The sequence below is a fragment of the Onishia taeanensis genome, assembly GCF_900100755.1.
GTDB lineage: Bacteria > Pseudomonadota > Gammaproteobacteria > Pseudomonadales > Halomonadaceae > Onishia > Onishia taeanensis.
The window spans coordinates 166,945-181,611 of record NZ_FNCI01000002.1 but is presented as its reverse complement, the minus strand read 5'-3'; the positions used below and the strand labels follow the sequence as shown (position 1 = coordinate 181,611).

The 14,667-nt window shown below is 64.7% G+C and carries 13 protein-coding genes; 4 read left to right on the top strand and 9 right to left on the bottom strand.

The features are described from left to right. Positions 1–22: 22 nt before the first annotated feature. The 5 genes from BLR71_RS03340 to BLR71_RS03320 all read right to left on the bottom strand — a co-directional run bounded on the left by BLR71_RS03340 (position 23) and on the right by BLR71_RS03320 (position 6,728). Positions 23–580 (bottom strand): hypothetical protein, encoded by a 558-nt coding sequence (locus tag BLR71_RS03340; RefSeq protein WP_092523117.1) that lies wholly within the window; start codon positions 578–580, stop codon positions 23–25. Between the two features lie 3 nt (positions 581–583). Then, positions 584–2,104 carry a sensor histidine kinase gene (locus BLR71_RS03335; RefSeq protein WP_092523115.1) on the bottom strand — a complete coding sequence of 507 codons (1,521 nt, stop codon included), beginning with the start codon at positions 2,102–2,104 and terminating at the stop codon, positions 584–586. Positions 2,105–3,180: 1,076 nt separating this feature from the next. Beyond that, positions 3,181–4,494 (bottom strand): amino-acid N-acetyltransferase, encoded by a 1,314-nt coding sequence (argA, locus tag BLR71_RS03330; RefSeq protein ID WP_092523113.1) that lies wholly within the window; start codon positions 4,492–4,494, stop codon positions 3,181–3,183. 168 nt (positions 4,495–4,662) lie between these two features. Beyond that, positions 4,663–5,928, bottom strand: coding sequence for an inorganic phosphate transporter (locus BLR71_RS03325; RefSeq protein ID WP_092523111.1), 1,266 nt, complete (start codon positions 5,926–5,928; stop codon positions 4,663–4,665). 119 nt (positions 5,929–6,047) lie between these two features. Then, on the bottom strand, positions 6,048–6,728 hold the full coding sequence (locus tag BLR71_RS03320) for a TIGR00153 family protein (protein ID WP_092523109.1): 681 nt from the start codon (positions 6,726–6,728) through the stop codon (positions 6,048–6,050). Positions 6,729–6,832: 104 nt separating this feature from the next. Here BLR71_RS03320 and BLR71_RS03315 point away from each other — a divergent pair, with 104 nt between their 5' ends. Both BLR71_RS03315 and BLR71_RS03310 read left to right on the top strand, forming a co-directional pair. Then, complete coding sequence (locus tag BLR71_RS03315) at positions 6,833–7,711, top strand: CYTH domain-containing protein (protein WP_092523107.1); 879 nt, start codon at positions 6,833–6,835, stop codon at positions 7,709–7,711. Positions 7,712–7,806: 95 nt separating this feature from the next. Beyond that, positions 7,807–8,778: an ion transporter gene (locus BLR71_RS03310; protein ID WP_092523105.1), complete on the top strand. Its 972-nt coding sequence runs from the start codon at positions 7,807–7,809 to the stop codon at positions 8,776–8,778. Between the two features lie 52 nt (positions 8,779–8,830). On the opposite strand, the gene BLR71_RS03305 is transcribed toward BLR71_RS03310, so the two are convergent. Together BLR71_RS03305 and BLR71_RS03300 are read right to left on the bottom strand one after the other, a co-directional pair. Next, positions 8,831–9,454 carry an L-threonylcarbamoyladenylate synthase gene (locus BLR71_RS03305; protein ID WP_092523103.1) on the bottom strand — a complete coding sequence of 208 codons (624 nt, stop codon included), beginning with the start codon at positions 9,452–9,454 and terminating at the stop codon, positions 8,831–8,833. Between the two features lie 42 nt (positions 9,455–9,496). Further along, positions 9,497–10,336 carry a PHP domain-containing protein gene (locus BLR71_RS03300; protein WP_245696341.1) on the bottom strand — a complete coding sequence of 280 codons (840 nt, stop codon included), beginning with the start codon at positions 10,334–10,336 and terminating at the stop codon, positions 9,497–9,499. Between the two features lie 213 nt (positions 10,337–10,549). Between BLR71_RS03300 and BLR71_RS03295 the strand changes: the two genes are divergently transcribed. Beyond that, complete coding sequence (locus BLR71_RS03295) at positions 10,550–10,849, top strand: YciI family protein (protein WP_092523101.1); 300 nt, start codon at positions 10,550–10,552, stop codon at positions 10,847–10,849. A 337-nt stretch (positions 10,850–11,186) separates the two neighbouring features. Next, a complete protein-coding gene (mnmC, locus tag BLR71_RS03290; protein ID WP_092523099.1) occupies positions 11,187–13,244 on the top strand; it encodes a bifunctional tRNA (5-methylaminomethyl-2-thiouridine)(34)-methyltransferase MnmC2/FAD-dependent 5-carboxymethylaminomethyl-2-thiouridine(34) oxidoreductase MnmC1 in 2,058 nt (685 codons plus the stop codon). Between the two features lie 77 nt (positions 13,245–13,321). Here the strand turns inward: mnmC and BLR71_RS03285 are convergent, their stop codons facing one another. Then, the gene (locus tag BLR71_RS03285) at positions 13,322–13,516 is read right to left on the bottom strand and encodes a hypothetical protein (protein WP_092523097.1); all 195 of its coding nucleotides are present in this window, start codon (positions 13,514–13,516) and stop codon (positions 13,322–13,324) included. Between the two features lie 14 nt (positions 13,517–13,530). Then, positions 13,531–14,664 carry a cytochrome d ubiquinol oxidase subunit II gene (gene cydB / locus BLR71_RS03280; RefSeq protein ID WP_092523095.1) on the bottom strand — a complete coding sequence of 378 codons (1,134 nt, stop codon included), beginning with the start codon at positions 14,662–14,664 and terminating at the stop codon, positions 13,531–13,533. Between the last annotated feature and the right edge of the window lie 3 nt (positions 14,665–14,667).

Below are 14,667 nucleotides of genomic sequence, written 5' to 3'. Positions count from 1 at the left end.
CAGGCGCCCGGCGCATCGCGCCTCAGGGGGCCTGCTGTCGCAGGTTGATGCTTTGCTCGATATCGCTCAGGGCCTCGAGCTTGTGGGCCATCTCCTCCAGCTGCTCGGCCTGAGCGGCGTTTTGTTCGGTCAGCGCCTGGCGCGACTGACGTTGCTCGGCCAGCTTGGCCGACAGGGCACGGCGGCCTTCGAGCTCGTTGAGCCAGTAGCGCAGCAGCGGCTGCAACTCCTCGGGCGCCTTTTCCAAGTCGGCCTTGTAGAGTTCAGAGGCCTTGTTCCATTCGCTCTCGGTGCCCCAGGACAGCACCACGGCGCGGACCAGCCGCTCCTGGGTATCGTCGCCATCGAGGCGCGCCAGTTGGCGGTCACGCCAGTCACGATCGCCGCGTTGAGAGGCGAGCCCGAAGGCCACCCAGGCCTCGGTCTGGCAGGCGTTCACGGTCAGGCTAGGCCACTCTTCCTGACAGCCGGAGGGCAGCTCCGTCAGCGTCGGTGGCGTGGAGGACGTTTGCGCCGGCAGCCACTGGCATCCTGCCAGCAGCGAAACGGCGACCAGCCCCGTCAGGGTGCGGTACAGCATGAGTCATGAGTTCCTTGCGTCTGCGTCTGCCGCACGATGCTGCGGCGACGGCATCATTATCGTATTCGTATCCTGCTGATGTTCGCTCTGCACACTACAGGCCTGCCAGGGCAAGGTCAGGCGAAAACACACCGCCAGGCGAGCGTCGTCGACCAGCTCCAGATGACCCTGTTGGGCCTTGGCACAGTCGGCGGCCACCGATAGGCCGATTCCCGATCCCTTGAGCGGCCCTTTGCGTCGGGCGCGTCCCTGATAGAAGGGGTCGAAGACCTGCTTGCGGTCTTCAGCGCCAATCTCATCGCCGCTGTTGGCCACTTCCAGCAGTAGCAGGTCGCCACGCTGCTGGGCGCGCAGCTCGAGCAGCCCGCCGTCCTCGCCATAGGCAATGGCGTTGGACAAGAGATTATCGAGGATGCGCCCGGTGGCGGTACGATCGGCTTGCCAGTCCAGCGGCCGGTCGCGCCAGTTCACCTGCATGCCCTTGGCGTCCAGGGCCAATTGATGCTTGGCCAGCAGTTCCCTGATCAGCGCGGTGACATCGAAACGATCGACGCTGATTTCGGCGTGGTGCTGAAGCAAATTGTAGTCGAGTAGCTGCTCGATGAGGCGCTGGAGCTCTTCACCGCTGGCCTCAATCAACTCGAGGATCTCGTGCTGACGTGTGGTCAGCTCGCCGGCCACCTCGTCGGACAGCAGTGCCGTGCCTTCCCTGACGCTTGCCAGCGGGGTCTTGAGTTCATGGGACATGTGGCGCAGGAACTGGCGTTTCTGAGCCTCCAGCTCGCCCAGCCGAGCCGACAACCAGTCGAGTCGCTCGTCGAGCTGCACCAGTTCCGCCGGCCCTTGAAGCCCCTTCGACGGCGCAGGCTGATCGGCGCTACCCAGGCTCAGAATGCGCCGCTCGAGCTGGCGAATCGGGCGAATGATCAACCAGGTAAACAGCAGCATCAGCAACAGACTCGCCGAGACCAGTGCCGTGGTCTGCACCCATAGGCGAGTCTGGACGCCGCCGGCTTGTTCGCGAATACGCTCGATGCGGGCGTCGATGTGCCGGTTGGTCGCCTGACGCACGGCCTCGGTGCGCTGAGCGAAGGGCACGAACTCATCGAGCCGGGTCTGAATGTCTTCTACCGGGGCATCGAGCAGGGTCTTGAGGCTATCGATGCGGCTGGCCAGTGCCCGGGCGTCGGCATTATCGGGCAACAACAATTGCTGCCTGGCCAGCATGGCCTCGAATTCGTCGGCTCGCTGCGTATAGATTTCGCGCAGGCCGGGCTCCTCGAGCACCGCATACTGGCGGGCACTGCGCTCCATCTCCACGGCGAGCGACGACAGGGCCCGAGCACGGCGGGTTTCTTCGACCGCCTGGCGCGCGCTGTCGTCGGCGAGCCGGGTCAGTTCGGAGAGCGCCTGGCCGGCCTGAAACATCAAGATGCCCAGCGGCAGCATTACCACTAGAAAGGCCAGCAGTACGAGCTGCAGCAGGGAACGGGGGCGCCAACGGCGCGAGACCTGAGTGGTCATGACAAGAGTTCTTTGCAGAAGGAGTTGGGACGATGTCATGGGGCTTACCACTGCAGGATACCAGAGTTGCCGGGAACGACCGCGACCTTTCACGGCACACCGAAGCCGGTCGGACAAATGAACCAGACCTTGGGCATGGTCGCGACCTGGTCATGCTGAGCCACGCCAAGTCGTATGCGAAAAGTCGTAGGCGCAAAAGTCATAGGCAAAAAAAGAGGGCCGGCATAGCCGGCCCAATACGCAGGGAACTTCAGGTGAAACAATGTCGGGGGAGCAGACGCGTCTGGGCGGACTGGTCGACATTCTTTCTGGGCCTAAGCCCCGAAGTCACAAGACGGTATCGTCACTCGCCAGAAGCTGACCATCTTGTGTGAGGACGCATCCCCTCTTCGTTCAGGTGGCAGCGCCGCTTACTGCGTCGCCGCCGGATTCAGCCCCCGAGGGGGCGAGGCATCCTTGCCAAGAGCATCCTTGCCCGTAGCGGTACCATTCCATGCCTGTCGGCGGTACCCGTCTCATCGCTACATCAATCACACATCGCGTGGAGCAGACGCGGGCCGACCCGATCGGGTGACATGCACAGGGTAGTAAATGCGCCCTGACAGGCCGGCCAGGAAACGGTTCGAGCCGTGATGAACCGAATCCCTTGCTTGCTCGATTTACATATTGCGAGGAGCGTGCCAAAAAACTTGATACTCTTTTATTTTCAATGACTTAAAAACGCCACACCTGTGCCAACTTGGCCAGGGACGCTCATAAGGGGCGAAAATGCACTCATGGCCGGCCACATCCGTCTCCAATTGGCGACGCCATATCACAGAAAAATAAAAATAACCGATAAATCAAATACTTAAAATGTATTATTTTGGCGACATCCGCCGAATCCGGTGTCGCTGGCGGCGACACTCGCGCTGCAAGCCCGTACCACGGACTCTCGCAACGGGCTTCGCGACGGACGCTCCCAAAGGGCTCTAGCGGCAGACTCCCAGCGCATCACTCATGCAGGAGGCAGGCGTGGCGAAAGGCTAATCCACCAGGCAAGCGGGCGGCGACCCCGCAGGGCACGCCGCCGGTCATCAACTCAAGGGTTTGAGCAGGATCTTCGACTTGCGGGCATGGTTATAGGCATCGCGCTTGAGCGGCGGCAGGTCGTGGATATCGGCGAGCCCGAAGCCCTTTTCGATAAACCAGTGGGCGGTATGGGTGGTCAGCGCGAACATCGCCGAAAGCCCACGGCGCCGGGCGCGACGTTCGACGTCGGCCAAGAGCCGCTCGCCGCGATTGCCGCCACGATAATCGCCATGCACGGCCACGCAGGCCAGCTCGCCCATCTGGGCATCCGCATATTCATGCAGGGCAGCACAGCCGATGATCATGCCGTCGCGCTCGATGACCAGATAGTCCTCGATCTCGTGCTCCAGGCGCTCCCGGGAACGCGGCACCAGCATGCCGCGCCGCTCCAAGGGTTCGAGCAGCTCGAGCAAGCCGCCGACGTCGCCTAGCTCGGCATCGCGCAGCTGCTCGTAGCGATGCTGCGTGATCATGGTGCCCACGCCGTCGCGGGTGAACAGCTCGCCTAGCAGCGCGTCGCTGTCATGCCAGGAAAGCAGGTGCGTGCGGGCCACACCATGACGTGCCGCGGCACAGGCCGCTGCCAGATGGCGAGCAAGCTCGCTGCCGGGCGCCGCCTCTTGCATCAGCGGCTCGGCCTCGGCCGGCGTCAACTGGCGCTGCAGGGCGCCGCTTGCGTCATGCAGGCCTTCGGCATCGCCAAGCAGCACCAGTTTATCGGCGCCCAGCGCCACCGCGGCCTGCTGGGCGACTTCGGCGGCGTCCAGGTCGAACACCTCGCCGGTACTCGAGAACCCAAGCGGCGGTAACACCACCAGCGAGCCCTGCTTGAGCAGCGCATCGACTGCATCGGCGCGCACCCGCCTCACCTCGCCACTGCGGGCGAAGTCCAGCCCGTTGCGCACACCCAGCGGCTTGGCCATCACTAGGTTGCCGGAAACCGCCGTCAGCTCGATGCCGTGCAAGGGCGTGTTGGGCAGCCCCAGCGACAGCCGGGCCTCGAACCACAGCCGCTGCTCGGCGGCGATGCGCTCGACCCTCGCCATGATGGCGTCATCCGCCACCCAACGGCCCTCCTCGAGTCGCGGCGTGATGCCTTCCTCGACCAGCGCCGCATTGACCTGGGGGCGAATGCCAAACACCAGCACCAGCCGCACACCCAAGGTATGCAGTAGCGCCAGGTCCTGAATCAGCGACTCGCTATGACCCGCCGCCATCGCCTCGCCCTCGATCAGCACCACGAAGGTTCGTCCTCGGTGAGCATTGATGTAGGGCGATGACTGACGAAACCAATCGACGAAGGGAAAGCGCGTATTCAAGGGCCGCACTCCGGCAGCTAGAGGGTGAAATCGGGCAGCGAGCCCACCAACCACGACTATATCAAAGGTGAAAAAAGGCGGCACCGCCTCACGGTGCCGCCTTATGACGACTGGCAAGCGCGCTAAGCGCGAGGCATTTGCGTCGCGCGAAGCAGCAAATTACTGCGCTTAGCCGAACATGCCCTTGAACATGAAGAAGAACATGATCGCCAGGAAGGCACCGGCCGGCAGAGTGATCAGCCAGGACATGACGATGGTGCCGATCACGCGCAGGTTGAGCGCTGCCATGCCGCGCGCCAGACCTACGCCGAGCACCGCCCCGACCAGGGTATGAGTGGTCGAGATCGGCAAGCCGGTCCCCGAGGCCAGCACCACGGTGGTAGCGGCGGCCAGGGTGGCGGCAAAGCCGCGGCTCGGCGTCAGCTCGGTGATGCCGGTGCCGACGGTGGCGATGACCTTGTGGCCGTAGGTGACCAGGCCGACCACGATGCCGCCGCCGCCCAGCACCAGCACCCACCAGGGCACCAGCGAAGCCCCGCCAACATCACCGTGGCTATAGACCACGCTGATGACGGCGGCCAGCGGGCCAACGGCGTTAGCGACGTCGTTGGAACCGTGAGCGAAGGCCATGGCACAGGCGGTGAACAGCATCAGCACGGCGAACACTCGCTCCACGCCGCCGAAGCCGAAGGCATCATCCTCCGTGCGGTTACGGCTGATGCGACGCTCGAGCACGCCGCCGAGCGCCATCACCGCAAGGCCGATCAACACCGCGTAGGCAAGGCTGACGCCAAAACTGAGATCGAGGCCGACGTGCTTGAGCCCCTTGGTCAGCGTCACCATGGCGACGATAAAGCCGACCAGGAACACATACATCGGCACGTAACGCTTGGCGGCGGCGAAAGGATCGCGGTTTTCGAAGATCAGGTGCTGCACGGACTTGAACAGCATGAAGGCGATCGAGCCCGACATCAGCGGCGAGACCACCCAGCTAGCGGCGATCTGGCCGACCTTGGCCCAGCCGACCGCCTCCAGACCGAGGCCTGCCATCGCGAAGCCGACGATGGCGCCGACGATGGAATGCGTGGTCGACACCGGCCAGCCGCGCATCGAGGCCACCAGCAGCCAGGTACCGGCGGCCAGCAAGGAGGCCAGCATGCCGTAGACCAGCAGTTGCGGATCGCTCTCGAGCAGTGCCGGGTCGATGATGCCCTTGCGGATGGTTTCGGTGACCTGGCCACCGGCGAGCCAAGCGCCCAGGAATTCGAAGATCACGGCGATGAAGATCGCCTGTTTGATGGTGATGGCCCTTGAGCCCACCGACGTGCCCATGGCGTTGGCCACGTCATTGGCCCCAACGCCCCAGGCCATGAAGAAGCCGAATACACAGGCCAGAATAATGAAGATGTCGCCGTGTTGCGCAATGATCGACATAAAAGCTACATCCTTAGGGATGACTGAAGACCCGCCATGACACGCCTCGATGCGCCAATCCTTGGCGAGTGCGTAAGATGGCACTCACCTGGACGTGGAAGCGGGGGTTCGAGGGAGAATCAGCGAGCGGTCAGCACCTGCAGGCGGCTGCCTACGCGCTCGGCACCGTCGGAGAGTTCACCGACCCAATCGATGATCTTGTAGAGGAAGATCACGTCGACCGGCGGCAGCGAATTCTCGAGTTGAAACAGCTGGCGACGAATGGCCACCTGCTGGTCGTCGGCCTGATGCTCGAGGACGTGGAGCTCACGAATCAGGTTCTGCATGACATCGGCGACGTTGCTGCCGAATCCTGATTCAAGCAGATCCTTGAGCTCGCCGAGGGCCTTGCGGGCCTGGGACACGGCGGCGACCGAGGTCCTCAGGTAGTCGCGCATGGTCGGCGCCAGCGACTCGGGCACCTGCATCTGCCGGCCAAGCATGATGCCGGTGATATCGCGGGCCTTGTTGGCGATCTTGTCCTGCACGCTGACCAGATCCAGCAGGTCTGAGCGAGAGACCGGCAGGAACATGGTATTAGGCAGGTTCAGACGCAGCTCGGTCTTGAGTTCATCGGCCTCGTGCTCGATGCGCGTGATAGCGCCACGGTGGCGTTCTGCCGCCGCCCAGTCACCGCTAAGGGTGGACTCGAAGAAGGGCAGCAGCTCGTCGGCGCACTCGCTGACTTTGACGATATGCAAAAGCAGCGGCTGAAAGGGCGAGCGACCGAAGATCGCCGAAAACGGATTAGATGTCACCATGATAGGTAAGCGATTCGCGTTGGAAATGGCGCCGACATTATAGTGGTGGCACCGACTCACGTCATAAAGAATTCACCAATTTGTCATTCTAGGAAGCATCGGCCATGAGCCAGGAAATCGAACTCAAGCTCGCGCTAGCGCCAGAAGGCCCCGAGCAACTGCGCCGTCACCCGCGTCTGGCGGCGCTCCCCGCCGCAGACCGTACGCTTGCCAACACCTACTACGACACCCCGGATGGCGCCCTGGAAGCGGCGCGGGTGGCGCTGCGCATACGCGATACCGGCACGGGGCGAGTGCAGACCCTGAAGACCACCGGCAGCGGCCAGGGTGGCCTGTCGGTGCGCGGCGAATGGGAATGGCCGATCGACGAGAACCGGCTGGACCTCGATGGCCTCAAGGCGCTGGCGCCCATGCAGGCCCTGGGCGATGAGACGCTCGCCGCCCTGGCGCCACGCTTCGCCACCGACTTCGCCCGCCGCACCTGGCTGGTCGAGGTCGAGCAGGGGCGCATCGAGGTGGCACTGGATGATGGCGAGGTCCAGGCGGGCGGACGCCGGGCCACGATTCGCGAACTGGAACTCGAACTCAAGGGCGGCGACCCTGAGACGCTCTGGGCGCTGGCCGAAGAGCTTGCCGCCACGGTGCCGCTGCGCCCCGCTACGGCCAGCAAGGCGGCCCGCGGCGCAGCCCTGGGCGAAGGCCAGTGGCCACTGCCAGAGGCCGGTGACGATCCGGCGGCGCTCTTCGAGCGCGCCATCCTGGCGCTGGACGCCCTGGCCGACAGCCAAGACAGCCGTTTCAAGGACGAGGCCCGCCAGTCACTGGACCGGCTGGTCGCCCTGGGCGATGATCGGCTGACGAGCCCGGCCGCCACGCTGCTCGCGGCCCTGAGCCATCGGGCAGCAAAGGACGATGCCTGGCTCGATGTAGCCTTCGGCCAGGCGGCGCTGGCGCTGGCCCGCGCCCTATATGCGCCAGCCTGACCAGTACACGGGTCTAACGGACGCGCGCACCTGAAGCGCATCGCTTCGGTGCCTGCGCCTTAGGCCCGCTCTTAACTCCAGGACTGGGAGGTCCCTTGTTCCCCACTCTCAAACCCGCCGGCGAAGGCCTACGTACCCGGATCTTTCAAGTCATCTTCGAATCGGATACCCGGCTGGCCAAGGGCTTCGATATCGCGCTGATCGTGCTGATCCTGGCTAGCGTCACGGTGGTGCTGCTCGACAGCGTACCGAGCTATAACGCCGCCTATGGCAAGCTGTTCGCGGCAGCGGAATGGGGCTTCACCGGGCTTTTCACCATCGAACTATTGGTGCGCCTTTACTGCCTGGAGCGACCGGCCCGCTACCTGCGAAGCTTCTACGGCATCATCGACCTCATTTCGATCCTGCCGACCTGGCTGGTGCTGCTGCTTCCCGGCGCGCATTCACTGGTGGTGATCCGTCTGCTGCGGGTATTGCGGATTTTCAGGGTGCTCAGGCTGATGCAATTCGTCGGCGAGGGCCGGCTTTTGGTCGCGGCGCTCAAGCGCAGCTCGCATCAGATCCTGCTGTTCCTGTTCACGGTCTTCATGCTGGTGACCATCTTCGGCTCACTGGTCTATATGATCGAGCCGCCGGAGGCCGGCTTTACCAGCATTCCCAAGTCCATTTACTGGGGGATCGTCACCCTGACCACGGTCGGCTATGGCGACATTACCCCCACCACGCCGCTGGGCCAGTTCATCTCGATGACGGTAATGCTGATGGGTTACTCGATCATCGCCATTCCCACCGGGGTGTTCTCGGCCGAAGTGATTCGCTCTATCCGTGCCGACCGCTACTCCGATGAAGCCTGCCCGGGCTGCGGCTACGACCGTCACGAGGAAAAAGCCAAGTACTGCATGAAGTGTGGGACCTGGCTCGACGAAAACACCGAAGACCCTCGCGAGATCGCGCGTCGCGAAGAAGCCGAGCGAGAGCAAGAAGAGCTAGAACAACAAGAGGCCGACGAGCAGGGCTCAGAAAAGGACTCTGAGGATGACCCTGAGAAAGGCGCAGAGAAACCATAACGCTCGGGAAGCCGGGACGATGCCAGCAATAGGCGTCGCCCCGGCGAGCGGTTCAGACCTGGAAGGGAGCCAGATCGCCACGCCCTTCGCGCACAATCACCGGCGGCAGGTCGCGCAGGTCGATCACGCTGGTCGGCTCCAGGTGGCAGGCGCCACCGTCGATCACCAGGTCCAGATGGGCGCCGAAGCGCTCGCGGATCTCTTCTGCATCGGTCATCGGCAACTCCTCGCCGACCGGGATCAGGGTCACACTCATCATCGGTTCACCGAGCGCCTCGAGCAGCGCATGGGTGATCCGATGATCCGGCACCCGCACGCCGATCGAGCGGCGCTTGGGATGCAGCAGCAACCGTGGCACCTCGCTGGTCGCGTTGAGGATGAAGGTATAGGCCCCCGGGGTATGGGTCTTCAGCAACCGGAAGACGGCGTTGTCGACCTTGGCGTAGGTGCCGATCGTCGACAGGTCCGAGCACACCAGGGTGAAGTTGTGCTTGTCATCCAGCGAGCGCAGCCACTTGATCTTCTCGATGGCCTTCTTGTCGCCCAGGTGGCAACCCAGCGCATAGCCGGAGTCGGTGGGATAAGCCACCACGCCGCCCTTACGGATGATCTCGGTCGCCTGGTCGATCAGGCGCTTCTGGGGATTCTCGGGGTGCAGCTGGAAGAATTGCGTCATGCTCTCTCCTGAGTTGCGTGATCCATGATGATAAACCGCAGGTCAGGCCGCTTCCGCGAAAAGCGCAGCCAGACGGGGATGCTGCCAGACAGGACGTAGCGACGTGCGCGGCACAGGACTCATGCTGCCCGGCGCCACCGGCCCACCGGGAAAGTGAAAGTCGCTGCCCAGCGAGCCATACAGGCCCCGCTCATCGAGCTGGCGCGCCAGATCGCGGGTCACATCGGCGTTCTGGAAACCGCTGACCAGCTCACAGGCCTCGCCGCCGGCGGCGGTGAAGGCATCCAGCAGCAGCCCGCGCTTGCGGCGGGTCAGGCCATAGCGCAGCGGATGCGCCAGCACCGCCACGCCGCCGGCATCGTTGATCCACTCGACCACCTCGGACAGGTACGGCCAGCCGGCCTTGACGTCGCCTCGCTTGCCGCTGCCCAGGTACTTCTTGAAGGCCGTGCCCATGTCCTTGACCAGGCCATCGGCGACCATCGCCCGCGCAAAGTCCGGGCGCCCCAGCGGGCGATCGCTGCCGGCCTGGGCTCGCGCCTTGGCCAGGGCATCACTGAGCCCTAGCTTCTCCATACGCCGGGCGATCTCTTCGCCGCGTGTCACTCGCGCCTTGGCCTGAGCCTCGAGGCCGGCGACAAGGCTGCCCCGTGCCCCTTGTGGCAAAAGACCCACCACATGAATATTCATGCCCTGCCATTGCGATGACAGCTCGAGCCCCGGCAACAGCGTCATGCCCAGTGCATCGGCGGCCTCTTGGGCCTCGGCAACGCCATCCAGGGTGTCATGATCGGTGAGCGACAGCCGGTTGATGCCCCGCTCGTGGCATAGCGACATCAAGGCAGCGGGCGACAGCGCGCCGTCGGATGCCGTGGAGTGCATGTGAAAATCGATGCCCTGGGCATCGGCAAGCGACGTAACCGCCGGGGAAGCGGGTTCAGCGAGTGTGGCAGGTGACACGGGAGTCTCGTTCATCGGCATGACGCCGGCAGGCGACTTTGTCAGAATAGGACTACCATGGTGCGCGCCGCGCCGGTTGCGGTCAATTTCAGGTGCGACGGCGCCCTCCTGCCTCATCCATCGAAGGAAACTGCGATGCTCTACGCCATCATCAGTGAAGATGTGAAGAACAGCCTCGAATGGCGCATGGCCGCCCGCCCCGATCACCTGGCACGCCTCGAGAAGCTGCGCGACGAAGGCCGTCTGGTGCTGGCCGGCCCGCACCCGGCGGTCGACGCCGAAACCCCGGGCGATGCCGGTTTCAGCGGCAGCCTGGTGGTCGCCGAGTTTGAGGATCTGCCCACCGCCCAGGCCTGGGCCGACGCCGACCCCTACGTGATCGCCGGCGTCTACGCCAAGGTGACCGTCAAACCGTTCAAGAAAGTGCTGCCCTGAACGGCATCGGAGACCGCCACCGCCCTCCTTCGCCACCTGTTTTTTCCACAGCCAGTTTTGCACAGTGGCTGTGGAAAAGTTTGTTGAAAGCCCGCGGACGCCTTGCCATAAGCCAGCCGAGACGCCATGTCGGCGAAACTGGTTATTTTTTAACCAAACCTGTTCGCATGATGGTGGCTCGGGCCAACGCTTTCACGCAGAGCACTTTCTAGAACAGCACTTTCTAGAAAAGCCCTGCCTGGCGATAAGCCTCGTTATGAATAAGCCCCGCTATGGATAACCCCAGCGCCGACTGGCCTGACCCCGATTCATCCTGCCGATTTCCGGAGCCCACGCTTTGAGTGCCGCCGACGACCGCCACGCGCCCCTACCTCCCCTGGCCGCCCTAGACGTCGCACGCCTCGACTGGCCCCGCGACGACGCCGACAGCGAAGCGCCCCACTCAAGCGCTTTCGATGATGTCTATTTCTCGCGCCACGACGGCCGCGCCGAGACCGAGCACGTCTTCATCAACGCCAACCGCCTGCCCGAGCGCTTTGCGGCCTGGCAGGGCCCAAGGCCCTTCGTGATCGGCGAGACCGGCTTCGGCACCGGCCTCAACATGCTGTGTGCCTGGGCCGCCTTCGAGCGCCACGCACCGGCCTCGGCGCGGCTGCACCTGGTTTCCACCGAGCGTTTCCCGATGAGCCGGAGCGATCTCGAGCGGGCGCTGACCGCCTGGCCGGAATTTCACGACAAGGCCGCCTGCCTCAGTGCCCAATGGCCGGCGCCGCTGGCCGGGGTGCACCGGCTGCACCTTGGCGCGCGGGTGACCCTGGACCTGCACTTCGGCGACAGCGCCGAGCGGCTAAGTCAGCTTGATGGCCAAGTCGATGCCTGGTTCCTGGATGGCTTCGCGCCGTCCAAGAACCCGGACATGTGGCAGCCCGCGCTCTTCACCGCCATGGCCCGCGCCAGCCGGCCAGGCGCGACCTTTGCCACCTTCACCTGCGCCGGCGTGGTCAAGCGCGGCCTCAAGGCGGCGGGCTTTGCCTGGCGCAAGATGCCCGGGCACGGGCGCAAGCGCGAGATGCTCGCCGGCGAAATCGACGCGCCACCCCACCATGACCCGCGCCCAAACACGCCCTGGTTCACGCCGCCCTCAGCGAAGCCCGCTCGACATGTCGCGGTAATCGGCGCCGGGCTCGCCGGCACCACGGTGGCCCAGGCCCTGGCACGACGCGGCGTGGACGTGACGCTGATCGAGCGCGAAGCCCCAGGAGCCGGCGGCTCCGGCAATCGCCAGGGCGCGCTCTACGTCAAGCTGGCCGCCGAGACCAACGCCCAGAGCCGGATGTATCTCGCCGGGCTTTTGTACAGCCGCCGCTGGCTTGCCATGCTCGACCCCGAGCGCACCCTGTGGAACGACTGCGGCGTGCTGCAACTGGCCACCAGCGAGCGCGAAGCCAAGCGCCAGGCGCTCTTTCTCGCCAACCATGCGCTGCCCAATGACGTCGTCGCAGGCGTGGACGCCGAGGCGGCATCCGCACGCGCGGGAGTGGCCATCGACTCGCCGGGGCTCGACTATGCCGGCGCCGGCTGGGTGCGGCCAGATCTGCTATGCGCCCGCCTTGCCGCCACACCGGGCATCACCCTGCATCGGGGCGAGGTCACCGAACTCACGCCAGGCGCTCGCCCCACGGCACCCGATGAAGGCTGGACGATAAGCTTCAAGGACGGCGAGACCCTCGTCGCCGATCAGGTCGTCATCGCCACCGCGGCGCTGGCCAACCGTTTCGCACAGACCGCCGCGCTGCCGCTGCAACCGATTCGCGGTCAGGTCAGCGCCGTTAGGCTGCCCAAGGGGGCTGAACTGCCTAGGCTCTCGCGGGTGATCTGCGCCGGCGGCTACGTGCCCCCGGCAATAGACGACATCCTGAGCTTCGGCGCCACCTTCGCGCCCCATGACACCGACACCGCGCTGCGCGAGGCCGATCATGCGGCGAATCTTGCCGAACTGGAGGCGAGCCTGCCGCACTTCACGGCGGCACTCAGAGAAGCCGGCGTCGACCTGACGCCGGAACACTTCGATGGCCGAGTGGCGATCCGTGCGGCGAGCCCCGACAAGACCCCGTATGCAGGCCCGGTGCCGGACGCTGCCCAATGGCGCGAGGCCTACTCGACGCTAGCCAAGGACGCCCGGCGCATCCCCGACACCCCCGGGTCACATCATCCGGGGCTGTGGATCAGCGCTGCCCACGGCTCCCGCGGGCTTGCCAGCGCGCCCCTTTGTGCCGAGGTGATCGCCTCACGCCTCTGCGACGAGCCGCTGCCGCTAGAGCGCCCCCTGGCCGACCACCTGCACCCCGGCCGTCGGCTGATCAGCGAGCTGATCAAGGGACAGACCAAGGATTGATCGGCTGGGCTGGGCCCGAAACGCCGACGCCCCGGCCATGGCCGGGGCGTCGGTGTGCGGGTTGAACGACCTAGTGTTCAGTACTGGTCGTCGTGATGCTCATCGTAGCGGGCATCGATGACCGCCGTACCCGCCGCCGCGATCAGCACGATCATCACCGTGCCCAGCACCCAGGCGAAGTACCAGGCGCCACGCTCTCCAAGCACAATGGTCAGGCTGATCGCTACCACGGCGACGAACAACCAGAAGAGAAAGATCAAGACATGTTTCATGGTGCGCTCCGCAATCAGTAGGCGTGTTCGTCGTGGGCGATCGATTCCGGCGTCACCTTGCCGCGCATGACCCAGAAGGCCCAGCTGGTATAGATGGCGATGATCGGAATGAAGACCACGGTGAATGCCAGCATCCAGCCCAGCGTACCCAGGCTCGAGGAGGCGTCCCACACGGTCAGGCTGTGGCTAGGCTCGCTGGAGGACGGCATCAGGAACGGGAACATCGCCGCGCCCAGCGTGACCAAGGTGGCGGCCCAGGCCAGCGCACCGAGCCACCAGGCCAGGTGCGACAAGCCAGCACGCGCCGAGGCGATGCCACCCAGCACGGCCAGGTAGACCGCTGCCGGAACCAGCCACAGTGCCGGATGCGCCATGTAGTTAGAGAGCCAGGCACCGGACGCGGTTTCCACCGTCTTGTTGAGCGGCAATGCCGGGCCGGCGGGATCGCCACCCGCAGTGATCTCGTAGCCATGCATCATCGACACCCAGATGCCACAGATGGTGAACACCGCAAGGGCTGTCAGGCCGGCAACGGTAACTAGCCGGCAAGCGCGCTCACGAATGACGCCGGTGCCGCGGTTCATCACCATCGTCCCACCCTGGTAGAGCGCCAGCGCCAGCGACATCACCCCACACAGCACGGCGAAGGGGTTGAACAGACTGATGAAGCTGCCGGTGTAGTAGGAAATCATGTTCCAGGTGAAGTGGAAGGGCACGCCTTGGAGCATGTTGCCCATCGCCGCACCGAAGACGATCATCGGTACCGCGCCGGAGACGAACAGCATCCAGTCCCAGGCACCGCGCCAGCGATCACTGGGCAGCTTGCTGCGGTATTCGAAGCCCAGCGGCCGCACGATCATCGACCACAGCAGCACCAGCATGACCACGTAGAGCCCCGAGAAGGCGGTGGCGTAGATGGTCGGCCAGGCGGCGAACACCGCGCCGCCGCCGAGGATGAACCACACCTGATTGCCATCCCAGTGCGGGGCTATCATGTTGATCACCGCGCGGCGCTCGCCGTCGGTGCGGCCCAAGTAGCGCAGCGCCGCGCCAACGCCCATGTCCATGCCGACCATCACCGCCAGGCCGATCAACAGCACGCCCAGCAGCACCCACCAGGTCACTTTGAGTAGTATGTACGGATCCATGGC